Origin of the sequence: Pseudomonas oryzihabitans NBRC 102199 (assembly GCF_000730625.1) — a bacterium.
Classification (GTDB): domain Bacteria; phylum Pseudomonadota; class Gammaproteobacteria; order Pseudomonadales; family Pseudomonadaceae; genus Chryseomonas; species Chryseomonas oryzihabitans.
Genome location: NZ_BBIT01000028.1, coordinates 1 through 21,259, shown reverse-complemented (window position 1 = coordinate 21,259; position 21,259 = coordinate 1). Strand labels below are relative to the sequence as shown.

The following is a 21,259-nucleotide window of genomic DNA, read 5'->3' as shown; positions in this document are numbered from 1 at the left end:
TTTTGGGCGTCATTCCGGATTGGCAGGGGCTTCGGGTCCGGGTTCCGCGGCGATGCGGTTGCGGCCGGCGCCCTTGGCTGCATAGAGCGCCCGGTCGGCGCCTTCGGTGAGGGTGTAGGCATCCATCCCGGCCCTGTGGGTGGCCAGGCCGACGCTCAGGGTGATGGGACGTCGTGACCAGGCGTGGTTGGCGACGGCGGCGCGGCAGCGCTCGGCCACCAGGTGGGCCGCGGTGAGATCGGCACCTGGCAGCAGGATGGCGAATTCCTCGCCGCCGTAGCGGAAGCAGGCGTCGTTGTCGCGACAGCTCTGCAGCAGCAGCTGGCCGACGGCCTGCAAGGCGCTATCACCCGCCTGGTGACCATAGGCGTCGTTGTAGGCCTTGAAGTGATCCACGTCGATCAACAGCATGGACAGCGGCGTGCGCTGCTCCTCGGCGCGCAGCAGGTGCTCCGCCAGGCGCAGGTCGAAGGCGCGTCGATTGAACAGGCCGGTCAGGGCATCAGTGACGCTGCGCTGCTCGGCGGCCTGCATCATGCCCAGCAACTGGCGCTGCGAGGCCTCCAGCATGTGCTGTTGCTCGATGTGCTCGGTGACGTCCACCGACAGGCCCGCCAGGGCGATGCCCTGGCGGGTGACCAGGGGAAACTTGTAGGACTGCCAGAAGAGGCGGCGGCCATCGAGGGCGGTCATGCGCTCGACGAGTCGGCTCGGCTTGAGTTCGTTCATCACCTGCTCGTCGACCTGGCGAAAACGGGGCGCCGCCTCTGGCCAGATGGTGAAGTCGTCCTGGCCGATGACCTCGTCGCGGGTCAATTCCAGCTGCTGCAGGAACGGCTCGTTGACATAGCGGTAGCGCCAGTCGCGGTCCTTGATGTAGGCGATGAAGGGCCCGTTGTTCATGAAGGCGGAAAAGTTGATGTCCAGCTCTTCCAGCTGGCGCAGGGTCTCGCGCTGTTGCAGCAGGATGATGACCTGTCTGGCCAGCCGTTGCAGGTTGTCGACCTGAGCCGTCTCGAAACGCCGAACCCGGTCGTCCATCACGCAGAGGGTGCCCAGGGCGACCCCGTGCCGGTCGAGCAGGGGGATGCCCAGGTAGGCACGCATCCCTTCCAGCCCGGGAGCGGACCGGAGATGGGCGACGCGTGGGTCGCCTTGCAGGTCTTCCACCAGGAAGGGCTCACGCGGGGTACGGATCGCCAGGTGGCAGAGGGAGGCGTCGACCGGCACCTCGGCTAGCGTCAGGCCCTGACAGGCCTTGAACCAGAGACGGTGTCGATCGGCGAGGGTGATGAAGGCCACCGGCGCCCGGGTCAGCTGGCAGGCCAGGACGACGATGTCCTGGTAGGCGGCTTCGACGCCGCTATCGAGAATCTGCAACTCGCTCAGGGCGTGGAGACGCTGGGCGTCATCGGGGGCAGTCATGCGGGCTCGCGAAGGCGGGATGTCTGGCTAGAGCATAGTACCCGGGGTGGCCGAGGAAAACTGCAGCCTTGCCACAGTCCGCCGTGGTGCCGGTCGGTACCGGCACCACGGCGTGCTCGGCTAGCGCCGGGGTTGCAGCAGCAGTGCCACCAGGGCGCTCCAGCCGGTCTGGTGGGAAGCCCCGAGTCCGCGGCCGTTTTCGCCGTGGAAATACTCGTGGAACAGCACCAGGTCGCGACTGCGTGGATCGTTCTGCAATTGCGGATAGTCGACCATGCTCGGGCGCTTGCCATCGGCGTCCTTGAGGAACAGCCGGGTCAGGCGCTGGCTGAGGCCGTCGGCGACCTCTTCCAGATTGGCCAGGTAGCCCGAACCGCTGGGGTATTCCACCGAGAAGCTGTCGGCGTAGTAGCGGTGGAATTCGTGCAGCGACTCGATGAGCATGTAGTTGATCGGCATCCACAGCGGTCCACGCCAGTTGGAATTGCCGCCGTACAGGCGCGAATCCGATTCCGCCGGCTGGTAGCGGGCGCTGAGCAGGTTGCCGTCGGCCTGGCGCATCTCGAAGGGTTGCTGTTCGTGGGCCTTGGACAGCGAGCGGATGCCGTATTCGGAAAGGAATTCTTTGTCATCCAGCATGCGCTTGAGCAGCAGCTTGGTGCGATGGCCGCGCAGCAGCGAGAGCAGGAATCTGTTGCCCTGGCCGGGCTCGGTCCAGCGCGAGACCAGCCGGGCGAGATCCGGACGCTGGCGCAGGAAGCCGCGCAGCCGTCCGCCGAGGCCGGGGAGGCCCTCGTGCTCGCGCTGTTCCAGGACCTGCACCGCGAACAGCGGGATGAGGCCGACGATGGACCTCAGGCGCAGCGGCTCGGCGCTGCCATCCGCCTTGTGCAGGACGTCATAGAAGAATTCATCCTGTTCGTCCCAGAGGCCGTCTTCGCGATCATCGCTGTGGTTGATGGCGCCGGCGATGTGCAGGAAGTGCTCGAAGAACTTGACCCCCAGATCGACGTACACCGGATTTTCCTTGGCCAGCTCCAGGGCGATGCGCATCAGGTCCAGGGCATAGGCGGCCATCCAGGCGGTGCCGTCGGCCTGGTCCAGGTGATAGCCCTCCGGCAGCGGTGCCGAGCGATCGAAGAGGGCGATGTTGTCCAGGCCGAGGAAGCCGCCCTGGAAGATGTTGCGACCCTCGGTGTCCTTGCGGTTGATCCACCAGGAGAAATTCAGCAGGAGCTTGTGGAAGACACGCTCGAGAAAGACCCGGTCGCCCACCCCGGTCAGGGACTTTTCCTGCAGGTAGACGTGCCAGGTGGCCCAGGCATGCACCGGCGGATTGGCGTCCTCGAAATTCCACTCGTAGGCCGGCAGCTGGCCATTGGGGTGCATGAATCTGTCCTTCACCAGCAGCAGCAACTGCTGCTTGGCGAAGCCGGGATCGATCAGGGCATAGGCGACCGCCTGGAAGGCCAGGTCCCAGGAGGCGTACCAGGGGTACTCCCATTTGTCCGGCATGGAGACGATGTCGAAATTGAGCAGGTGGCGCCAGTGGCCGTTGCGGATGCGCTGGCGCTGCGCCGGCGGCGTCGGCTGGGCCGGATCGCCATCGAGCCAGCGATTGACCTCGAAATAGTAGAGCTGCTTGGACCAGAGCAGGCCGGCCAGGGCCTGGCGCTGCACCAGGCGGGCATCGGGATCGGCGATCTTTTCCTGCAGGGCGGCATAGAAGGCGTCGGCCTCGGCGATACGCTCGGCAAAGATCGCATCGGCATCCACCGACAGCGCATTGGTGGGCGCCAGGCGCAGGTAGACCACGGTCTTGGCGCCACCCTCCAGTTCCACGGCGAAATGGGCGGCCGCCTTGCTGCCGAAGTCGCGGCGGATCGCCTCGCGGGCGCCGCGCACCACGTAGTCGTTGATGCCGTCCTTGAAGGGGCCCTCGGCAGCTTCACCGGTCAGGCGGGGCAGGTTGGTTTCGTTGTTGCAGAACAGCCACTCGGCCTCGCGTGGGCCCCAGGCGCTGACCACCAGGTCGGGCCGGTCGAAATAGCTGGCGCGGACCTGGTCGCCTTCCAGGCTGAGCATGGAGCGCGGCGGGGTGCCGGTCCAGGCCCAGGTGTTGCGTGACCAGATCTGCGGCAGCACCCGCAGGCTGGCGCGCTCGGTCCCGCGATTTTCCACGGTGACCCGCATGAGGATGTCGTCGGGGGTGTGCTTGGCGTATTCGACGGTGACGTCAAAATAGCGATCCTCGGCGAAGACACCGGTGTCGAGGATCTCGAATTCGCGATCGTTCAGCCCGCGCCGGGCGTTTTCCTCGGTGAGCTGGGCATAGGGAAAGGCGGCGTGGGGGTACTTGTAGAGCATCTTCTGGTAGGCGTGGCTCGGCACCCCGTCCAGGTAGAAGTACAGCTCCTTGACGTCCTCGCCATGGTTGCCCTCGGCGTTGGTCAGGCCGAACAGCCGTTCCTTGAGGAAGGGGTCGCGCTCGTTCCAGAGGGCGATGCCCAGGCACCATTGCTGGGCCTTGTCGCAGAAACCGGCCAGGCCGTCTTCGCCCCAGCGATAGGCGCGGCTGCGCGCATGGTCGTGGGGAAAGTAGCGCCAGGCGTCGCCGTCGGCGCTGTAGTCTTCACGGACCGTGGCCCACTGGCGCTCGCTCAGGTAGGGTCCCCACTGTCGCCAGGCGGCGGCGTCGGTATCAGCCAGGCGCTGGCCTTCTCGGGTATGCAGGATGCCCGGGGCGGGATGTGCCGTCATCGTGTCTCCAGATTCAGGTAACGGTTAAGGCTCGAGGATAGATCACCATTGTGGCGTGCAAAGAGCGGCCTCGGCGTATCGCTGCAGTTTTAGTGCCTGTCTGGCGGGAAAAAATTCACGCCGTTGCGGTTTTCGTCACAGGGCTCCGGCCGCGGCAAGGGCTCTAGCCCGGGCCGGACGCGGGCGAAAAAAAGCCCCACGCCGGATCCGGGTGGGGCCTTTGGTCTTCGCGGTGAGCCCGCTGCGTACGCAGCGGGCCTGGCAGCGACTTACAGTGCCATGTCGTTGGCGGCCTTTTCGACACGTGGAGCGCTGGCGGTGGCCTTGGCGTTCTCGGTGCCGGTGGCGACCGGCGGGGTGGCCAGTTGCAGGACTTCGGCGGTGTAGTTCCACTCCTGCTGCACGCGCGCGGGGTCGCTGTTCAGCTTGGTGCCGTAGCTGGGCACGATCTGGTGCAGCTTGGCTTGCCACTCCGGGGTCGCGACCTTGTCCTTGAACACCTTCTCCAGCACGCTCAGCATGATGGGGGCGGCGGTCGAGGCACCCGGGGAGGCGCCCAGCAGGCCGGCGATGCTGCCGTCCTTGGCGGCGACGATCTCGGTGCCCAGCTTCAGCACGCCACCCTTGTCGGCGTCGCGCTTGATGATCTGCACGCGCTGACCGGCCTGCCACAGGCGCCAGTCTTCCTTCTTGGCGTTGGGGAAGTACTCGCGCAGGGCGGCCATGCGGTCGTCATCCGACAGCATCAGCTGACCGGCGAGGTATTCCACCAGCGGGTACTCGGCCACGCCCACGCGGACCATCGGCCAGGCGTTGTGGGTGTTGGTGCTGGTCAGCAGGTCCAGGTAGGAACCCTGCTTGAGGAACTTGGTGGAGAAGGTGGCGAAGGGCCCGAACAGGATCACGCGCTTGCCATCGAGCATGCGGGTGTCCAGGTGCGGAACCGACATCGGCGGTGCGCCCACCGAAGCCTTGCCGTAGGCCTTGGCCAGGTGCTGCTGGGCGATCTCGGGATTGTCGGTGACCAGGAAGGAGCCGCCCACCGGGAAGCCGGCGTAGTCGTTGGCTTCGGGGATGCCCGACTTCTGCAGCAGGTGCAGGGCACCGCCGCCGGCACCGATGAAGACGAACTTGGCGTCGGTCTCGGTCTTCTTGCCGTCCTTGAGGTTCTTGTACTCCACGCGCCAGCTGCCATCGGCATTGCGGGTGATGTTCTCGACTTCGCTGGACAGATTCAGCTTGAAGTTCGGCTTGGACTGCAGGTTGGCGGCGAACTGGCGGGTGATCTCGCCGAAGTTGACGTCGGTGCCCAGCGGACTCCAGGTGGCGGCGATCTTCTGCTTGGGATCGCGGCCTTCCATCATCAGCGGAACCCACTGCTTGATCTGCGCGGGATCCTCGGAGTACTGCATGCCGGAGAACAGCGGGCTGGCCTTGAGCGCCTCGTAGCGCTTCTTCAGGAAGGCGATGTTCTCGTCACCCCAGACGAAGCTCATGTGCGGGGTGCTGTTGATGAAGCTCTTCGGATCCTTGAGGACGCCGTTCTTGACCTGCCAGGACCAGAATTGACGGGAGATCTGGAAGGCTTCGTTGATCTCGATGGCCTTGGAAATGGTGACCTTGCCGTCCTTGTCTTCCGGGGTGTAGTTCAGCTCGGCCAGGGCGGAGTGGCCGGTACCGGCGTTGTTCCAGCCGTTGGAGCTCTCGTCGGCGACCTTGTCCAGGCGCTCGACCATTTCCATGGTCCAGTTCGGCTCCAGCTCGTTCAGCCAGATGCCCAGGGTGGAGCTCATGATGCCGCCGCCGATCAGCAGGACGTCGACCTTCTTGGTGTCTTCGGCCTGTGCGGTGCCCAGGGCGGAGGCGATGGCGACGCCGAGCAGCGCGCCAGTCATTTTCTTCAGCATGTGGTCTCTCGTTCGATAGAAGCTGGGTCTGCTTATCGAGTTTCGGTGCGGTGCGGCACCATGGCACATGGGTGGATGTGCAGTGGGCGAGGCAGAATGCAGCCGGAAACACGCAAGGGCAGGTTCTTGTCCCTCCACCGCCCCTCTCTCATGAGTCACCGGAGGAGTCGGAGCAAAAACGCGATGCACGGCCTTGGCAGCGGCTGGCCGGAGACGAGGTCTCGGGCGCGGCTGCATGCGCGTGGCGTTTTTGTTGCCGGACATTTTAATGGGAAGGGGTAGGGCTGCCTAGCCTGCAATTCATTGGCTTTGCCTATTAGCCTTTGGTCTAATCTCGTGTGACCCCGGTCAAAGTCCCGCCAGGTGGGTCGTCGAGCGCACCGGAGCGGCTCCAGGCGCGGCCGCGCAGGCAGCCGGCAGCACCGACGAAACCGGTCAGAAAGCCGCCGAAGGGTCGTTGTTCAAGTGCGGGGAGATCGGTCAGGCGAAGCGCCAGGCAAGAAAGCGGCTCTGCTTCTGGCCCTGGGCCATGGCGACGACGCGGACCTCGCCGGCCTGCTCACGGCGCAACGCCGCCTGCAACGGCGGCAGGTTGCTGGCCTTGGATACCAGGCAGGTGAACCAGCCGACTTGGCGTGCGCAGGCACGGCTCTCGCGGATCATCCGGTCGATGAAGGCCGCCTCGCCGCCGGGACACCAAAGTTCGGCCGCCTGGCCGCCGAAATTGAGCAGGGGTACCTGCTTGCCGGTGGTCTTGCCCAGATTCTTCCACTTGCGCTGGCTGCCGCGGACGGCATCGTCGGGGCTGGCGTGGAAGGGCGGATTGCACAGGGTGGCGGCATAGCGCTCGCCGGGTTGCAGGATGCCGGCAAAGATCGCCTGAGGCTCTGGCTGCAGACGCAACTCAATGGCGGTGGCGCAATCCGGATTGGCCGCCAGGGTGCGTCCGAAGGCATCCAGCGCCGCCGGGGCGATGTCGCTGCCAACGAAGTGCCAGCCATACTCCTTGAAGCCGATCAGCGGATAGACGCCATTGGCGCCCGTACCCACGTCCAGCAATCGCGTCGTCGCGCCCCGGGGAATCCGGCCGCCATTGCCCTCGGCCAGCAGGTCGGCCAGGTGGTGCAGGTAATCCGCCCGACCGGGAATCGGTGGGCAGAGAAAATCGGCGGGAATGTCCCAGTCGCGCACGCCGTGATGCAACGCCAGCAGGGCCCGGTTGAGCGCCCGGACCGCCTGGGGGTCGGTGAAATCGATGGACAGATTGCCCCGCGGCGTCGGTGCCACGAAGGGCCTGAGCGCTGAGTTCGCGCGCATCAGGGCGGGAAAGTCGTAGCTGCCCTGGTGGCGATTGCGGGGATGCAGGGGCGCGGGGCGGCCAGGCAGGGGGCGGCGGGGCGAGGTCATGAGGGCAGGCAGGGTGGAAAAGGGGCGGCGAGCCTAGCACAGCCGCCCTTTTCACTCACGCGGGTGTCGGGGCGTCCTCCGGCAGCACGCCGATCTCGCGCAGGTTGCGCCAGAAGGCGGCGGGGATGGGCGCCCGCAGCAGCTCGGCGTTCTGTCGGGCCCGCTCCGGGGTGCTGCTGCCGGGAATGGTAGCGGCCACCGTGGGATGGGCCAGGCAGAACTGCAGGGCCGCGGCGCGGATGTCCACCCCGTGATCCTGGCAGACGCCCTCGATCAACTCGACCTTGCGGCGCAGTGCCGGCTCGGCTTCGGCATAGTTGTAGTGCTTGCCGCCCGCCAGCAGACCGGAGTTGTAGGGCCCACCCACCACGATGCCCACGCCGCGGCGTTCGCATTCGGGAAAGAGGGTGTCCAGGGCTTCGCGGTGGTCCAGCAGGGAATAGCGACCGGCCAGCAGGAAGGCGTCGGGATCGCTCTGCTCCAGTGCCAGGCGGCAGGGCTCCACCAGGTTGACGCCCAGGCCCCAGCCCATGATCAGGCCCTCTTCGCGCATCTCGGTAAGGGCCTTGGCCGCACCCTGCATGGCCTGGGCGAAGTAGTCGCGCCAGGCCGGGCCGTGCTGGTCCTCGGACAGGTCGTGGATCCACACCAGGTCGAGGCGATCGGTCTTGAGGCGTTCCAGGCTGGCCTCGATGGAGCGGCGGGCGCCGTCGGCGGAATAGTCGAGCACCCGCTTGAAGGGCAGTTCGTTGACGAACGGCGGCGCGTTTTCCGGCTGATCGGCCGGTTCCAGCAGGCGGCCGACCTTGCTGCAGAGGACGAAATCGTCGCGCGGCTTGTCGGCCAGCACCTCGGCGAAACGTCGCTCCGACAGCCCGGCGCCATAGTGGGGCGAGGTGTCATAGAGGCGGATGCCCGCGTCCCAGGCGGCTTCGAGGGTCGCCCGGGCCTCGGCGTCGCCTACCTCGCGGAACATGTTGCCCAGCGGGGCACCGCCAAAGCCGAGGGAGGGGATATCGATACGCATGAGAGGTCTCCAGGGTGACGTGTCTGCATCCCGACCGGTGCCCCGCCGCTCCTGTTCCCCTAATCCGCCGGACGTAGCAGCGCCACCTCTGCGGGCGTGAGTGGACGACAGTCGCCCTCGGCCAGTGCCGGATCCAGTACCAAGCTGCCGATGCGATCGCGGTGCAGGGCGATGACCTCGATGCCGAAGCGACCGAACATGCGCTTGACCTGGTGATAGCGACCTTCGACCAGGGTCAGGTAGGCGTTGTGCTCGTCCAGCAGCTCCAGCCGCGCCGGTTGGGTGGTGAGGTCTTCGTAGGCGAAGTAGAGGCCCTCGGCAAAGGCCGCGACCAGGTGCTGGGGGATGACCTCGGCGGTGGTGACCCGGTAGCGCTTGGTCTGCTTGTGGCGCGGATGACTCAGGCCGCGCGACCACTGGCCGTCGTTGGTGAGCAGCAGCAGGCCGGTGGTGTTGAAGTCCAGCCGTCCGGCCAGGTGCAGATCGGCACGCTGGTCCGGCGCGAGACAGTCCAGCACCGTGGCATGGCGCGCGTCGACGGTGGCGCTCACGCAGCCGCGCGGCTTGTGCAGCATCAGGTAGCGGCCGCCGGGACCGTCCTGCAGCAGGCGCTCGTCGGCCTCGATGCGATCGAAGGCGAACACCTCCTGGGCGGCCTGCAGGGTGGTGGCGCCGTTGACCCTTACCCGACCTTCCGCGAGCAGGCGCCGGGCGAGTTGGCGGCCCAGCTCGGGTCGGTTGCCCAGCCAGCGGTCCAGGCGCATCAGCAAGGCTCGTCGGCGACGCCGGCCGCGCAGGCCGGGCAGAGGCAGCGTCGATCACGCTCTTCCGCGGGCAGGCGTTCCAGGGCGGCGGGATCCATCGGCGTCTGCAGGCACCAGCAGTCGCGGAGCTCGCCACCGGCCGCCAGGGCGCAGCTGTTGGCCTGGCCGCACAGCGGGCAGCGGGTGGGATCGAAGGGGGTAAGCGATGCAGCCATGGTGATCTCGTCGGGCGAAGCGGGCGGCAGAGTACCGGAAATTGCGACCTGGATAACGTCCGCTACGCTGGGGGTCTGCGTACTGTCGCATCCGGGGTGCAAGCTGCATCCTAGCTCCGATCGTCGGACCACCCGAGGAACCCATGACAATAACTGCTCTGCGCACCCTGATCCGTACCCTCATTCCCGGCACCCTGCTGGTCAGCCAGCTGGCGCTGGCCACCGAAGCCGATGTCGGCCAGACCCTGGCCCGGCAGGCCGGCATTCCCTGGCCGGCGGTGATCGCCCATCGCGGCGCCTCCTTCGACGCCCCCGAATCCACCGCCCCGGCCTACCTGGTGGCGCGGGAGCTGGGTGCCGATTACCTGGAACTCGACCTGCAGCGCACCAAGGACGGCCAGCTCATCGCCCTGCACGACGATACCCTGGAGCGCACCACCGACGTCGCCAAGCGTTTCCCCGAGCGCGCCAAGGCGCCGGTCAGCCAGTTCACCCTGGCCGAACTCAAGTCGCTGGACGCCGGCAGCTGGTTCAATCAGGCCCATCCCGACCGTGCCCGGCCAAAGTTCGCCGGACTCAGGATCCTCACCCTGGACGAGGTCATCGACATCGCCGAAGGCGGTCGCAACAAGCCGGGTCTCTACATCGAAACCAAGCAGCCCAAGCTGTTTCCCGGCATCGAGCGCGACCTCAAGGCCAAGCTGACCCAGCGCGGTTGGCTCGGTAAGCCCAAGGCCGGCGCCACCGGCGTCGCCGCCATGCCCGGGCGGGTGATCCTGCAGACCTTCGAGAAAGGCAGCCTGGAGCTCCTGCAGAAGGAGATGCCCAACACGCCGAAGATCCTGCTGCTGTGGCTGGGTGACGACTACATCCCGGCCAAGCCCGGGCCCACCTACGCCGAATCGGGCGAGGCCAGCAAGGCGGCCTACTACGCCAAGCAGCAGGTGCGCTCCGAGGGCGATTTCACCGCCTGGATCGAGTGGGCCAAGGCCCATGGCGCCATCGGCATCGGTCCCTCGGCGGCCCTTGAGGAGGGCGGCGACCAGAGCTATGCGGACCTGGTGAAGCCCTGGATGAACGACGTCGCCCACGAGCGGGGTCTGCTGGTGCATGCCTACACGGTGGACTCGGCGGTGGACTACGCCCGTCTCGCGCCGCGTGGGGTGGATGGCTTCTTCAGCAATCGCGCCGCCGAATTGCTGAAGTTCTATGAACGTCCGGCCAAGCAGGCACCCGCGGCCCTGCTCAAGCAGCTGGGTTACTGAGTCCAGACGGGGGAGGCCTGGCGGTCTCCCCCGTCGCCACCGGAGGCCTCCGCATGTCCCGCCATGCCTTCAACGGCGCCAAGCTGGCGCTGCTCTGCGCCGAGCAGATCCTGGTCTATCAGCGCGATGACAAGCCCGACATCCCCTGGCCGGCTCTCTGGGACCTGCCCGGCGGCGGGCGCGAAGACGACGAAACACCAGAGCGCTGCGCCCTGCGCGAGCTGGAAGAGGAATTCGGCCTGGTGCTGGACGAGGCGCGGCTGACCTGGGGACGTTGCTATCCACCGCGTCAGCCGGGCTATCTGCCCAGCTGGCTGTTCGCCGGGCAGTTGCATCCCGCCGAGATCGCCGCCATCCGCTTCGGTGACGAAGGCCAGCACTGGCAGCTGATGAGTATCGTCGACTTTCTCGCCCATCCCCAGGGCGTGCCCCATCTGCAGGCGCGGCTGCGGGACTACCTGGGCGAGCGGAAGGAAAGCGGACCGGCGTCTCTTAATCCCGGCTGAATGAACGCGCGATAATCGAGCGCGAGCGGCGGGCGCAGCTTAAGCTTTCTCCAGGCCCATCCGGGCCGTTCTGGAGATCTCCCCCATGCGCCATTTCCTCTTGGCGTCGCTCTGTGCCCTGACCTTCACCGGCTGCACCGTCTACGACACGTCCCCGCGCTATTACAGCCGTCCGGCACCCCCCGCGGCGGTCTTTTACGGCACGCCAGCCTATCCGCCGCCTGCGGTCATCGTGCGGCCCTATGGCTACGGCTACTACTATCGACCGGCCCCGCCACCACCGCCCCACTGGGGGCCGGGTCCCGGTTGGGGACCGCCGGGCTGGGGGCCGCGTCCTGGTTATGGTCCGCCCGGCTGGGGCCCGCGCTACGGTCCGCGCTGGTAGCGGGTTTGACAGGGGCAGCCGGCTTTTCTAGGGTGCTGCCCTTGTCTTGACCAGGAAGCCTCGAATCGTGGACGACGATCGCATCAAGCTCGACCCCCAATGGAAAGCCGCGCTGCGCGACGAATTCGAGCAGCCCTACATGCGTCAGCTGAGCGAGTTCTTGAGGCGCGAGAAGGCGGCGGGCAAGGTCATCTATCCACCCGGTCCGCTGATCTTCAATGCTCTTAATACCACCCCTCTGGATCAGGTCAGGGTGGTCATTCTCGGTCAGGATCCCTACCACGGTCCGGGCCAGGCCCATGGCCTGAGCTTCTCGGTGCAACCCGGGGTGCCGGCGCCACCGTCGCTGCAGAACATCTTCAAGGAACTCAAGCGCGACCTGAACCTGCCCATTCCCAACCACGGCTATCTGCAGCACTGGGCGGAGCAGGGCGTGCTGCTGCTCAACACCTCGCTGACCGTGGAGCAGGCCAACGCCGGCTCCCATGCGAAGGCCGGCTGGCAGCGATTCACCGATCGCGTCATCGAGGTGGTCAGCGCCGAGCGCGAGAATCTGGTGTTCCTGCTCTGGGGCAGCCATGCCCAGAGCAAGCAGACGCTCATCGATCCCCAGAAGCACCTGATCCTCAAGTCGGCGCATCCCTCGCCGCTGTCGGCCCACCGCGGCTTCATCGGCAACGGCCACTTCGGTCGCACCAACGAATTCCTGCGCAACGCCGGGCTCACCCCCATCGACTGGGCCTTGCCGCCGCTGGCGTAGGAGGGGCGCAGCCGGATTCTCAGGGTCAGGTCGCCGCCGCTACCGTCCGGGCCGGGCGCCGGTGGCACTGCAGGCACCAGCTCGTCCCGAGCAGGAGCAGGAGGATCGCCAGGGCTTCCAGGCGAGTCGGCCAGCGCCCGTTCCAGAGAAAGCCATAGGTCAGCGAGGCCAGGGTCTCGATGACGATGGCCTGGCCACTCAGGGTCAGGGGTAGCCGGCGGCTGGCCTGGTTCCAGCAGGCGCCACCGATCACCGAGGCGAGCAATGCCACGCCGGCAGCCACCAGCAGCGGCTGCAGCCAGTCCGCCGGTGCTCGCCACGCCAGCGCCTCGCCGAGCAACCAGGGCGCGGCCAGCAGGGCCTGGGCGCCGGTCATCCCGCCCAGCAGCAGGCCCCAATCGTGGGCGCCGATCGGCGTCCTGGCCAGGAAGCGCGTGTTGACCACCGCGAACCAGCTCCAGGCCAGCAGGGCGCCACAGGCGCACAGCAGGCCCAGGGCGGGCTGCTCGCCGACGGCGGTGGTGGTCAGCGTCTCGTAGCTGATCAGGGCCACGCCGAGCAGCGCGCAGCAGAGCGACGGCCAGAGGCGCCCGAAACTCACGGCGCCCGCGTCGCGCTGCCCGGCCAGGGCCACCAGCAGCGGGATCAGGCCGACGATCAGGGTGGTCGCCGCGATGCCGGCCTGCTTCACGCCCACGCCGACCAGGGTGTAGTAGCCCAGGTTGCCGATCAGGCTGAGCCAGAACAGGCGTCTGCCGTCGGCCCAGCTCAGTTGCGAGCGCAGTCGGCGCCAGCAGGGCAGCAGCAGCCCGAGAGACACCAGGCCGTAGCAGAGAAAGCGCAGCACGGCGAACTGGGCGCCGCTCAGGTCGGGGACCAGCGCCGGCGCCAGAAAGATCACGCCCCAGCACAGGCCTGCCGCCAGCCCATAGCCGATACCCACTGCCGATAGTTCTCGTTCCTGCATAGCACCGTCTCCACCCATTCGCCACCAGTGTGGCGACGGCGAGGGAAGCCGGTCTTGCGCGAGACTGCGCGGCTTTTTACCTGGACTGCTTAGCTGGACTGCATTACCCGGGCAGTCGCTGGCCGCGCCGCCAGGCGGCCGGGCTGATGCCCTGGCGGCGGGTCATGGCGCGGGTCAGGGCGGCCTGATCGGAAAAGCCGACGCGCAGGGCGATGTCGGCAATCGGTAGGCGGCTGTCGCCCAGCCAGCGCTGCGCCTGGCGCAGGCGTAGATCGGTCAGCCAGGCCTGGGGCGTCTGGCCGAAACGCTGGTGGAACAGCAGGTGCAACCGCGTCAGCCCCAGACCCGCCAGGCGGGCCATGGCCGCATTGTTCCAGTCACCCGCGGGCTGGGCCTCCACCTCGGCCAGCAAACGGTCGAAGGCCGAGCCGGCGGCAGTGGCGTCGAGCGAGGCGAGCAGCAGGCGGGTGAGTTCGGGCGCGTGTTGATCGAGGGTATCAGGCGAAGTCAGCTCGGCGAAGGTGATCAGCTGCCGCGTCGCGGGCTGGATCGCCAGCCCCGGCTGCCGCAGCGCGCGATCCAGAATGGGGGCAGGCAACCAGTCGGCGGCGCAATCGATCACCAGAAAGCGGCTGCCTGGCTCCGATTGCTGGGCATGACCGCAGTCGGGCGCCACCAGGGCCGCGAGCCCGGTATGCAGCCGCGTCCCGCTACGCCCGGCGAGTTCCAGCTCCATGCCGCCCTGGATGGGCAGCACCAGCTGCGCGAAGGCATGGGCATGGGGCTGGTGGTCGCCCTGATAGCGCTTGATGGCGAGGCGAGGAGTCAAGGCGCACCTCGGTGGAGAAGCGGGAGGTCGAGAGCCTTGATCCTAGCATGCCCCGCCGAGTCTCTTGGAGTTCAGCGCACCGGCTGCAGCGGCAATTCCACCTCGCCACCGCTGTTCAGATCCACGGTCACCGGCTCCTGGGTCAGGTACAGCGGACGACCGCCGAGCAGGATGCGGCCGCTGAGCAGATAGCGCTCGCCGCTCTTGACCTTGGCCGGGGCGTAGTCGAGGCGGAAGGGCACCTGGCCGGGTTGCTTGACGAACAGGGTGCGCTGGGCCAGACGACCGGCAGGGGTATCGCCGGCGCTGGCGCTGTAGAGGCTGACGGTGAGCTTGGCGGTGGGCGGTACCGGCTCGTTGGCGGTAAAGGTGGCCTGGCCGCTGAGGCTGGTCATGCTCGGCTGGGCCGGCACGCCAGGGGTGGTGGTCTGCGGCTGCTCGGTGGGCGGCAGCGGCTGGCCGGCTGGCGGCGGTGGCGTCGCGGGGCCGGGGCGCAGCCCGCTACAGGCGCTGAGCAGCAGCGAGGTGGCGAGCAGGGTGGCGATTCTTTTCATGGGTAGATCCTGGACTGAAATCGACTGCTGTGACCCATGGATGCTGGCTTAGTTGCCGGCGGGCACAGGGGATTCGGCTTCCGGCAGGTCCGGGGCCTCGGGCCGATCCAGGGCCACCTGGCGGATCGACAAGCGAATCTCCGCCGGCAGCACCCGCTTGCCCGCACCCTCGGCCAGTTCACCGAGCAGTTCATGGTGGCCCAGGGTGCCGTCGTCGGCCTTGCGCAACACCCCTTCGGCCAGCAGCGTCTGGATGAAATGGCGGAACAGCGACTTGTCGAAGAATTCCGGTGCATTGAGGCCATGCAGCACCGACAGCCGCTGGGCCATCACCGTGCAGAGTTCTTCCAGCTGCGGCGCGGTCAGGCTGTTCTGCCCGTGGTTGAGGATCAGCGCGGTGGTCATGTAGTAGCGCTGTAGGGTCTGCAGGATGGCCCGCGCCAGCAGGGTGAGGCGGACGAATTGCCGCGAGCTCGGCGCCGCGCGCACGAAGACGTCGTCCTCGATGCGCAGCAGACCGCGCTCCACCATAGCCTCCAGCCAGCCGTCCAGCACCAGCGGCAGCTCCTCGCGCTCCCAGTGGATGAACAGTTCGGCCTGCAGATAGGGATAGAGCGCCAGGGCGAATCTATGGATCAGCTCGCGGGTCATGCGCCCGGTGTTCTGGAAGAAACTGGCGATCAGCGCCGGGATGGCGAAGAGGTGCAGGACGTTGTTGCGGTAGTAGGTCATCAGGACCGCGTTCTGCTCGTCCAGGTAGAGGATGCGCCCCAGGGCGTCCTGCTGCTCGGAGAGGAAGCCGAGGGCGCGCACCTCTTCGATGATCGCCTGGCCGTCGCCCTCGGGCAGGGTGACGCTGGTGGAGTAGGGGACCCGTTTCAGCAGATCCAGATAGAGGTCTATGGCACGCACCAGGGCGCCTTCGTCGAGGGCCTGGCGATGGGTCGAGAGCAGCGCCAGGGCCACCAGGTTGACCGGGGTGACGGCCGCCGCGGCATTGATGCGGCGCACCACCCGCTCGCCCAGTTCGTGGGTGACCGAATTGAACCAGGCGGGCTTCAGGTCTTCGCCCAGGGGTTCGTCACGCCAGCCTGGACGGCGGGCATCGAGAAAGCTCTGCAGCGGGATGGGCTCGCCGAAGTTGACCCAGACCCGGCCGAAGCGCTGGCGCAGGGCGCCGAAGACCTTGACCAGGTCGAAGATGGATTCCTTCTTCTTGGCCGCGCCGCGCAGTTCGCCAAGGTAGGTGCGACCCTCGAAGACCTTTTCGTAGCCGATGTACACCGGCACGAAGACGATGGGCCGCCGGGAGTCGCGCAGAAAGCTGCGCAGGGTCATGGCCAGCATGCCGGTGCGTGGCTGCAGGGTGCGGCCGGTCCGCGAGCGACCGCCCTCGACGAAGTACTCGGTGGAGAAGCCGCGGCTGAACAGGCTGTGCAGATACTCGTTGAACACCGCGGCATAGAGGGCGTTGCCCTTGAAGCTGCGCCTCATGAAGAAGGCGCCGCCGCGTCTCAGGATGTTGCCTACCACCGGCATGTCCAGGTTGATGCCGGCGGCGATGTGCGGCGGGGTCAGGCCGTTCTGGAACAGCAGGTAGGAGAGCAGCAGGTAGTCGATGTGGCTGCGGTGGCAGGGGACGTAGACCACGGTATGACCGGGCGCCATCTCCTGGATCCGCTCGATGTGGCTGACCGTGACGCCATCGTAGATGCTGTTCCAGAACCAGCGCAGACCGACGTCCAGGCAGCGCACCACCGGATAGGAGAAGTCCGAGGCGATCTCCCGCGCATAGTGCGCCGCCTCGTCTTCGATGCGCCCGGGAGTGGCCTTGCGCTGGGCGATCTCGTGGGCGATGGTCGCCCGCACCTGGGGTGCCCGCAGCAGGCCGCGCAGCAGGGTGCGCCGGTGCGACAGGTCCGGACCGATCACCGCCTGGCGCACGTTGCGGAAGTGGATGCGCAGCCGGCGCATCACCAGACGCTCCAGGCGTTGCGGATCGGGGCGCTGGCTGGCCAATTCGCCCAGGGACAGTGGCTTGGAGAATTGCACCCGGGTCAGCCGGCCCAGCACCAGGATGCGCGCCAGCTTGCGCAGCCGGCCGGTCACCACCCAGTTGTCCGCCCAGAGCAGTTTCCAGGGACTGGTCTCGCGATCCGGCGACTGACCCCAGAAGACGCTGACCGGCACCAGCTGGACGTCCGCCAGCTGCTGCTCGGTTACCGCGGTGACCACCCGGCGCAGGGTAGGGGGCACCGAGCGCCGCGCCGGGCGCCCGCGCCAGTTGGCCTTGCCGGTGGCGTTGAAGTAGGCCAGTGGCTCGGTCTTGCTGCCCAGCACCAGCGGGCGCAGTGGTCGCGGCAGCCCGGCCTTGCGGCACTCCCGGTCGAGCACCGCCAGATCGCTCAGCGAGGCTTCGGGGAGGACATAGAGCACCGGCTTGGCGGGATCGATGCGGCTGAGCAGACTGGCCGCCTGGGTGGTCTCGGAGCGAACCCAGAGATAGAGCAGGCGCTTGAGCAGCGAGAAGGCCAGAAGGCGCAGCGGCGAACGGGTCATGGAGGGCTACCGGAATGACGGGGCGGCAGTGTGCCGGATGGCCTGGCGGGCGTAAAACCGCCCGTGTTGTTCTGACTTCGACCCGGCAGTCGGCGCCTTGTCCCCGCTGTCGAAAAAATGCCGCTTAAATCGTCGAAAACCCGGCGCTGGCGCGGCTTCCAGCCGTGATGGCACTTTGCGTAAAGAACGTTGCTTTTGCCGGGAAAGCCATGCTTCATAAGGTGTCGGCAAGTTGTTGCCAGTGGTCGGACCCGGGCTGCCAGCCTGGCGACCGATCCGATGCGCGATCCGTACCGATACCAAAAGGCAACCCGGTCGCCCAGGCTGTGGCGAGCGGGGATAGGAAATCCAGAAAGCTTCGGAGAGATGTGATGGGTGAGCAACGCGAAACCGGGACCGTCAAGTGGTTCAATGACGCCAAGGGATATGGATTCATTCAACGCGAGGGCGGTGCCGACGTGTTCGTTCACTACCGCGCCATCCGTGGTGAGGGCCACCGCTCCCTGACCGAAGGCCAGCAGGTGGAGTTCTCGGTGGTCGAGGGCCAGAAGGGCCTGCAAGCCGAAGACGTGGCCCGGGTCTAGGCCCGCTGTGCGAGGAGCGCAAGGCTCCTCGCACCTTCAGTTCACTCGGTGCGCCAGACGATCTCTTCGACGCCCGCCTCCGTCACCTTCAGCCAGCGATCGGCGGCTTCTTCCTCTTCTTCCTCGCTCCAGCCACTTGGCGCGCAGCGCACCTGCACCTGCAGGGCCGCATGGGCATCGCGGGCACAGGCCAGATCGTCCACCCAGGGCGATACATCGCTTTCCAGCAGCAGGCTGTGCCATTTGCCCACCGCCTTCGGCAGCCAGGTGACCGGAATGGACTCGCCGCCATAGCGCAGGGTGCACTTGAAGGTCTGCCCACGCGCCTGCCAGGCGCAGGGCATGGCGAACACCTGTTCGAGCCAGGCCGAGACGGCGTCCTGGTCGACGTCCTTGAGATAGATTTCGATATCGGGCTGGCGCATGGGGCTTAGGCTCCGGATTTGACGATCCAATCGTAACGTACTGCCACCCGCACCTCGAAGGGCTCGGCGAGGACCCGCTCCCGGCGTTCGGCGTTGACGCGCCAACCGTGGGGGGTCATGGCCAGCAGGTCTTCACGGGTCTGGCGTTCGGCCAGCGGCAGCACGAATTCGAGCCCCTCACTGTGGGCCAGTTCCAGGCCCTCCGGCAGATCCTGCAGGTGCTTGTCTTCGGCATAGTCGCGCACCTCGTCATAGAGCCGCTGGCGCAGCTCCAGCAGGTGGGCGCTGGCCGGACCCAGGCGCAGGATGCCGCCGCCGGGTGCCAGCACGCGCTGGGCTTCGGCCCAGTCGATGGGGCTGAAGACACTGGCCAGCAGCTGGCAACTGGCGTCCGGCAGCGGCAGGCGCGCCATGCTCGCCACCAGCCAGGTCAGGGCCGGGGTACGCCGGCAGGCGCGGCGCACCGCCTCGCGGGAGATGTCCAGGGCATAGCCGTCGGCCGCGGGCAGCGCCTGGGCCAGGCGCGCGGTATAGAAGCCTTCGCCGCAGCCCACGTCGATCCAGCGCTGGGGCGCGCGTTCGGCGGCCAGGTGCGCCAGGCGCTCGGCCAGGGGCGCATAGTGACCGGCATCGAGAAAGCGTCGGCGGGCCTCGACCATGGCGGCGTTGTCGCCCGGGTCCAGACTCTTCTTGTGCTGCACCGGCAGGAGGTTCAGATAGCCCTGGCGGGCACGGTCGAATCTATGACCGGCGGCGCACCCGACGCCACCCTCGAGTTCGGCCAGCGGGGCTTGGCAGAGCGGACAGATCAGCTTCATGCAAGCAACCGCACCAGGGTGCCGTAGTACACCTCGGTCAGTAGATCCAGGTCGCTGGCCAGCACGTGCTCGTCCACCTGGTGGATGGTGGCGTTGACCGGACCCAGTTCAACCACCTGGGCGCCCAGGGTGGCGATGAAGCGACCGTCCGAGGTGCCGCCGCTGGTGGAGGCTTCGGGGCGGTAGCCGGTGACGGCTTCCACGCTGGCCGAGACGGCGTCGAGCAGGTCGCCCGGCTCGGTGAGGAAGGGCAGGCCGGACAGCGACCAGTCGATGTGCCAGTCCAGGCCGTGGCGATCGAGGATGGCCTCGACCCGGGCCTGCAGGCCCTCCACGGTGGATTCGGTGGAGAAGCGGAAGTTGAACAGCGCCTGCAACTCGCCCGGCACCACGTTGCCGGCGCCGGTGCCGGAGTTGACATTGGAGATCTGGAAGCTGGTGGGCGGGAAGAAGGCGTTGCCGGCGTCCCACTGTTCGGCGGCCAGATCCGCCAGCGCCTGGGCGGCCAGATGAATGGGGTTGCGCGCCAGGTGCGGATAGGCCACATGGCCCTGCTTGCCGCGCACGGTCAGGCGACCGTTGAGCGAGCCGCGACGCCCGTTCTTGACCACGTCGCCCAGCAGCCGGGTGCTGGAGGGTTCGCCGACGATGCACCAGTCCAGTCGTTCGCCGCGCTCGCGGAGGCGCTCGACCACGGCACGGGTGCCGTGCAGGGCGGGGCCTTCCTCGTCACTGGTGATGAGGAAGGCGATGGCGCCGCGATGGTCCGGGTGGTCGGCGACGAAGCGCTCCACGGCGATGATCATGCTCGCCAGGCTGCCCTTCATGTCGGCGGCGCCGCGACCGCGAAGCATGCCGTCGGCATCCACGTGGGCATTGAAGGGGGCCTGCTGCCAGGCCTCCAGGGGGCCGGTGGGCACCACGTCGGTGTGCCCGGCGAAGCACAGCACCGGACCCGCGCCGCCACGCCGCGCCCAGAAGTTGTCCACCTCTTCGATGCGCAGGGGTTCGAGGGCGAAGCCCAGGCGCTCCAGGCGCTGCATCATCAGGGCCTGGCAGCCTTCGTCCAGCGGCGTGACCGAGGCCCGGCCGATGAGGTCGCAGGCGAGTTCCAGGGTGGGGGTGAGGGCGGTGGTCATGGCGGGTCCCGGGAGGCGGCTAGGGTTCAGGGGGAGCGGTATGGTAAAGGAAAACCTATACTGTGGCTTTTGTGGAAAGCCTTCATGACGTTCGATGAACAACGCTTCGGCGGGATCGCCCGGCTCTATGGGCAGGAGGCCGTCGAGCGCCTGGCCGCCAGTCATGTCGCCGTGGTCGGCATCGGCGGGGTGGGCTCCTGGGCCGCCGAGGCCCTGGCCCGCAGCGGCGTCGGCCGCATAAGCCTGTTCGATCTGGACGACGTCTGCGTCAGCAACACCAATCGCCAGGTGCATGCGCTGGAAGGCCAGGTGGGGCGGCCCAAGGTCACGGTGATGGCCGAACGCATCCAGGCCATCAATCCGGCCTGCCAGGTCAAGGCGGTGGCGGACTTCGTCACCCGCGAGACCATGGCCGACTACATCACTGAAGAGCTCGACCTGGTGCTGGACTGCATCGACAGCGTGGCCTCCAAGGCGGCGCTGATCGCCTGGTGCAAGAGGCGCAAGATCGCCATCGTCACCACCGGCGGCGCCGGCGGCCAGATCGACCCCACCCAGATCCAGGTGGTCGACCTCAATCGCACCTACAACGATCCCCTGGCCTCGCGGGTCCGCTCGCTGCTGCGCCGCGACTACGGCTTCTCGCGCAATCCCAGTCGCCACTACAGCGTGCCCTGCGTCTTTTCCACCGAGCAACTGCGCTATCCCAAGCCGGACGGCAGCGTCTGCCAGCAGAAGAGTTTCGTCGGCGAAGGCGTCCGCCTGGACTGCGCCGGCGGCTTCGGCGCGGTGATGATGGTGACCGCCACCTTCGGCATGGTCGCCGCCGCCCGCGCCGTGGACAAGCTGATCCAGAAGCCGAAGAAATAGCGCTTTTCGTCGGTTGGGTTGAGCGCAGCGAAGCCCAACGGTGCCCTGATCGAGCCGGCCATGTCGGGCGTGAAGGCGCCCGCAAGCGCGTAG

The 21,259-nt window shown here is 67.3% G+C and carries 20 protein-coding genes; 6 read left to right on the top strand and 14 right to left on the bottom strand.

What is annotated here, in order from left to right; all coding sequences use genetic code 11:
- Positions 1-9 precede the first annotated feature (9 nt).
- The 7 genes from POR01S_RS22800 to POR01S_RS22770 all read right to left on the bottom strand — a co-directional run bounded on the left by POR01S_RS22800 (position 10) and on the right by POR01S_RS22770 (position 9,505).
- Complete coding sequence (locus POR01S_RS22800; RefSeq protein WP_042138532.1) at positions 10-1,425, bottom strand: GGDEF domain-containing protein; 1,416 nt, start codon at positions 1,423-1,425, stop codon at positions 10-12.
- A gap of 120 nt (positions 1,426-1,545) precedes the next feature.
- Entirely contained in the window at positions 1,546-4,185 is a 2,640-nt protein-coding gene (locus POR01S_RS22795) for an MGH1-like glycoside hydrolase domain-containing protein (RefSeq protein WP_042138531.1), read from the bottom strand.
- Positions 4,186-4,454: 269 nt separating this feature from the next.
- The gene (gene mqo / locus POR01S_RS22790; protein ID WP_007163050.1) at positions 4,455-6,092 is read right to left on the bottom strand and encodes a malate dehydrogenase (quinone); all 1,638 of its coding nucleotides are present in this window, start codon (positions 6,090-6,092) and stop codon (positions 4,455-4,457) included.
- A gap of 480 nt (positions 6,093-6,572) precedes the next feature.
- Positions 6,573-7,499 carry a 23S rRNA (adenine(1618)-N(6))-methyltransferase RlmF gene (gene rlmF, locus POR01S_RS22785; protein WP_042138529.1) on the bottom strand — a complete coding sequence of 309 codons (927 nt, stop codon included), beginning with the start codon at positions 7,497-7,499 and terminating at the stop codon, positions 6,573-6,575.
- Positions 7,500-7,554: 55 nt separating this feature from the next.
- On the bottom strand, positions 7,555-8,526 hold the full coding sequence (locus POR01S_RS22780; protein WP_027597250.1) for an aldo/keto reductase: 972 nt from the start codon (positions 8,524-8,526) through the stop codon (positions 7,555-7,557).
- Between the two features lie 59 nt (positions 8,527-8,585).
- Positions 8,586-9,290 (bottom strand): pseudouridine synthase, encoded by a 705-nt coding sequence (locus POR01S_RS22775; protein WP_007163047.1) that lies wholly within the window; start codon positions 9,288-9,290, stop codon positions 8,586-8,588.
- Positions 9,290-9,505 (bottom strand): cysteine-rich CWC family protein, encoded by a 216-nt coding sequence (locus POR01S_RS22770; RefSeq protein ID WP_042138526.1) that lies wholly within the window; start codon positions 9,503-9,505, stop codon positions 9,290-9,292. Before POR01S_RS22770 ends, POR01S_RS22775 begins: the two co-directional genes overlap by 1 nt.
- A 143-nt stretch (positions 9,506-9,648) precedes the next feature.
- Between POR01S_RS22770 and POR01S_RS22765 the strand changes: the two genes are divergently transcribed.
- The 4 genes from POR01S_RS22765 (at position 9,649) to ung (ending at position 12,421) form a co-directional block, all read left to right on the top strand.
- Positions 9,649-10,770 (top strand): glycerophosphodiester phosphodiesterase, encoded by a 1,122-nt coding sequence (locus POR01S_RS22765; protein ID WP_037007184.1) that lies wholly within the window; start codon positions 9,649-9,651, stop codon positions 10,768-10,770.
- Positions 10,771-10,823: 53 nt separating this feature from the next.
- Positions 10,824-11,276 (top strand): NUDIX hydrolase, encoded by a 453-nt coding sequence (locus POR01S_RS22760; RefSeq protein WP_007163044.1) that lies wholly within the window; start codon positions 10,824-10,826, stop codon positions 11,274-11,276.
- An 85-nt stretch (positions 11,277-11,361) separates the two neighbouring features.
- A complete protein-coding gene (locus POR01S_RS22755; protein ID WP_007163043.1) occupies positions 11,362-11,661 on the top strand; it encodes a hypothetical protein in 300 nt (99 codons plus the stop codon).
- Between the two features lie 64 nt (positions 11,662-11,725).
- Positions 11,726-12,421: a uracil-DNA glycosylase gene (gene ung / locus POR01S_RS22750; RefSeq protein WP_143008558.1), complete on the top strand. Its 696-nt coding sequence runs from the start codon at positions 11,726-11,728 to the stop codon at positions 12,419-12,421.
- 25 nt (positions 12,422-12,446) lie between these two features.
- Here ung and POR01S_RS22745 read toward each other — a convergent pair whose 3' ends face one another.
- From POR01S_RS22745 to plsB, 4 genes are all read right to left on the bottom strand, one after another.
- Entirely contained in the window at positions 12,447-13,388 is a 942-nt protein-coding gene (locus POR01S_RS22745) for a DMT family transporter (protein WP_042138522.1), read from the bottom strand.
- Positions 13,389-13,491: 103 nt separating this feature from the next.
- Complete coding sequence (locus POR01S_RS22740; RefSeq protein ID WP_052382694.1) at positions 13,492-14,217, bottom strand: AraC family transcriptional regulator; 726 nt, start codon at positions 14,215-14,217, stop codon at positions 13,492-13,494.
- A gap of 71 nt (positions 14,218-14,288) precedes the next feature.
- The gene (locus tag POR01S_RS22735) at positions 14,289-14,771 is read right to left on the bottom strand and encodes a YbaY family lipoprotein (protein ID WP_027602445.1); all 483 of its coding nucleotides are present in this window, start codon (positions 14,769-14,771) and stop codon (positions 14,289-14,291) included.
- Positions 14,772-14,819: 48 nt separating this feature from the next.
- Entirely contained in the window at positions 14,820-17,330 is a 2,511-nt protein-coding gene (gene plsB, locus POR01S_RS22730) for a glycerol-3-phosphate 1-O-acyltransferase PlsB (protein WP_042138519.1), read from the bottom strand.
- 371 nt (positions 17,331-17,701) lie between these two features.
- On the opposite strand from plsB, the gene POR01S_RS22725 reads away from it, so the two are divergent.
- Positions 17,702-17,914: a cold-shock protein gene (locus tag POR01S_RS22725; RefSeq protein ID WP_027597241.1), complete on the top strand. Its 213-nt coding sequence runs from the start codon at positions 17,702-17,704 to the stop codon at positions 17,912-17,914.
- A 41-nt stretch (positions 17,915-17,955) separates the two neighbouring features.
- On the opposite strand, the gene POR01S_RS22720 is transcribed toward POR01S_RS22725, so the two are convergent.
- The 3 genes from POR01S_RS22720 to dapE are packed head-to-tail and all read right to left on the bottom strand — an operon-like array spanning position 17,956 to position 20,296.
- Positions 17,956-18,339 (bottom strand): hypothetical protein, encoded by a 384-nt coding sequence (locus POR01S_RS22720; RefSeq protein WP_007163036.1) that lies wholly within the window; start codon positions 18,337-18,339, stop codon positions 17,956-17,958.
- A 5-nt stretch (positions 18,340-18,344) separates the two neighbouring features.
- Complete coding sequence (locus POR01S_RS22715; protein WP_042138516.1) at positions 18,345-19,157, bottom strand: putative RNA methyltransferase; 813 nt, start codon at positions 19,155-19,157, stop codon at positions 18,345-18,347.
- On the bottom strand, positions 19,154-20,296 hold the full coding sequence (gene dapE, locus POR01S_RS22710; RefSeq protein WP_007163034.1) for a succinyl-diaminopimelate desuccinylase: 1,143 nt from the start codon (positions 20,294-20,296) through the stop codon (positions 19,154-19,156). The genes POR01S_RS22715 and dapE overlap by 4 nt, the downstream gene beginning before the upstream one ends.
- A gap of 84 nt (positions 20,297-20,380) precedes the next feature.
- Between dapE and tcdA the strand changes: the two genes are divergently transcribed.
- Positions 20,381-21,166, top strand: a complete 786-nt coding sequence (tcdA, locus tag POR01S_RS22705; RefSeq protein ID WP_007163033.1) for a tRNA cyclic N6-threonylcarbamoyladenosine(37) synthase TcdA — start codon at positions 20,381-20,383, stop codon at positions 21,164-21,166.
- Positions 21,167-21,259 lie beyond the last annotated feature (93 nt).

Excerpts from the sequence above, each read along its gene's own strand:
- POR01S_RS22800 (WP_042138532.1), bottom strand. The coding sequence starts at position 1,425 with ATGACTGCCCCCGATGACGCCCAGCGTCTCCACGCCCTGAGCGAGTTG.
- POR01S_RS22795 (WP_042138531.1), bottom strand. The coding sequence starts at position 4,185 with ATGACGGCACATCCCGCCCCGGGCATCCTGCATACCCGAGAAGGCCAG.
- mqo (WP_007163050.1), bottom strand. The coding sequence starts at position 6,092 with ATGCTGAAGAAAATGACTGGCGCGCTGCTCGGCGTCGCCATCGCCTCC.
- rlmF (WP_042138529.1), bottom strand. The coding sequence starts at position 7,499 with ATGACCTCGCCCCGCCGCCCCCTGCCTGGCCGCCCCGCGCCCCTGCAT.
- POR01S_RS22780 (WP_027597250.1), bottom strand. The coding sequence starts at position 8,526 with ATGCGTATCGATATCCCCTCCCTCGGCTTTGGCGGTGCCCCGCTGGGC.
- POR01S_RS22775 (WP_007163047.1), bottom strand. The coding sequence starts at position 9,290 with ATGCGCCTGGACCGCTGGCTGGGCAACCGACCCGAGCTGGGCCGCCAA.
- POR01S_RS22770 (WP_042138526.1), bottom strand. The coding sequence starts at position 9,505 with ATGGCTGCATCGCTTACCCCCTTCGATCCCACCCGCTGCCCGCTGTGC.
- POR01S_RS22765 (WP_037007184.1), top strand. The coding sequence starts at position 9,649 with ATGACAATAACTGCTCTGCGCACCCTGATCCGTACCCTCATTCCCGGC.
- POR01S_RS22760 (WP_007163044.1), top strand. The coding sequence starts at position 10,824 with ATGTCCCGCCATGCCTTCAACGGCGCCAAGCTGGCGCTGCTCTGCGCC.
- POR01S_RS22755 (WP_007163043.1), top strand. The coding sequence starts at position 11,362 with ATGCGCCATTTCCTCTTGGCGTCGCTCTGTGCCCTGACCTTCACCGGC.
- POR01S_RS22745 (WP_042138522.1), bottom strand. The coding sequence starts at position 13,388 with ATGCAGGAACGAGAACTATCGGCAGTGGGTATCGGCTATGGGCTGGCG.
- POR01S_RS22735 (WP_027602445.1), bottom strand. The coding sequence starts at position 14,771 with ATGAAAAGAATCGCCACCCTGCTCGCCACCTCGCTGCTGCTCAGCGCC.
- plsB (WP_042138519.1), bottom strand. The coding sequence starts at position 17,330 with ATGACCCGTTCGCCGCTGCGCCTTCTGGCCTTCTCGCTGCTCAAGCGC.
- POR01S_RS22725 (WP_027597241.1), top strand. The coding sequence starts at position 17,702 with ATGGGTGAGCAACGCGAAACCGGGACCGTCAAGTGGTTCAATGACGCC.
- POR01S_RS22720 (WP_007163036.1), bottom strand. The coding sequence starts at position 18,339 with ATGCGCCAGCCCGATATCGAAATCTATCTCAAGGACGTCGACCAGGAC.
- POR01S_RS22715 (WP_042138516.1), bottom strand. The coding sequence starts at position 19,157 with ATGAAGCTGATCTGTCCGCTCTGCCAAGCCCCGCTGGCCGAACTCGAG.
- dapE (WP_007163034.1), bottom strand. The coding sequence starts at position 20,296 with ATGACCACCGCCCTCACCCCCACCCTGGAACTCGCCTGCGACCTCATC.
- tcdA (WP_007163033.1), top strand. The coding sequence starts at position 20,381 with ATGACGTTCGATGAACAACGCTTCGGCGGGATCGCCCGGCTCTATGGG.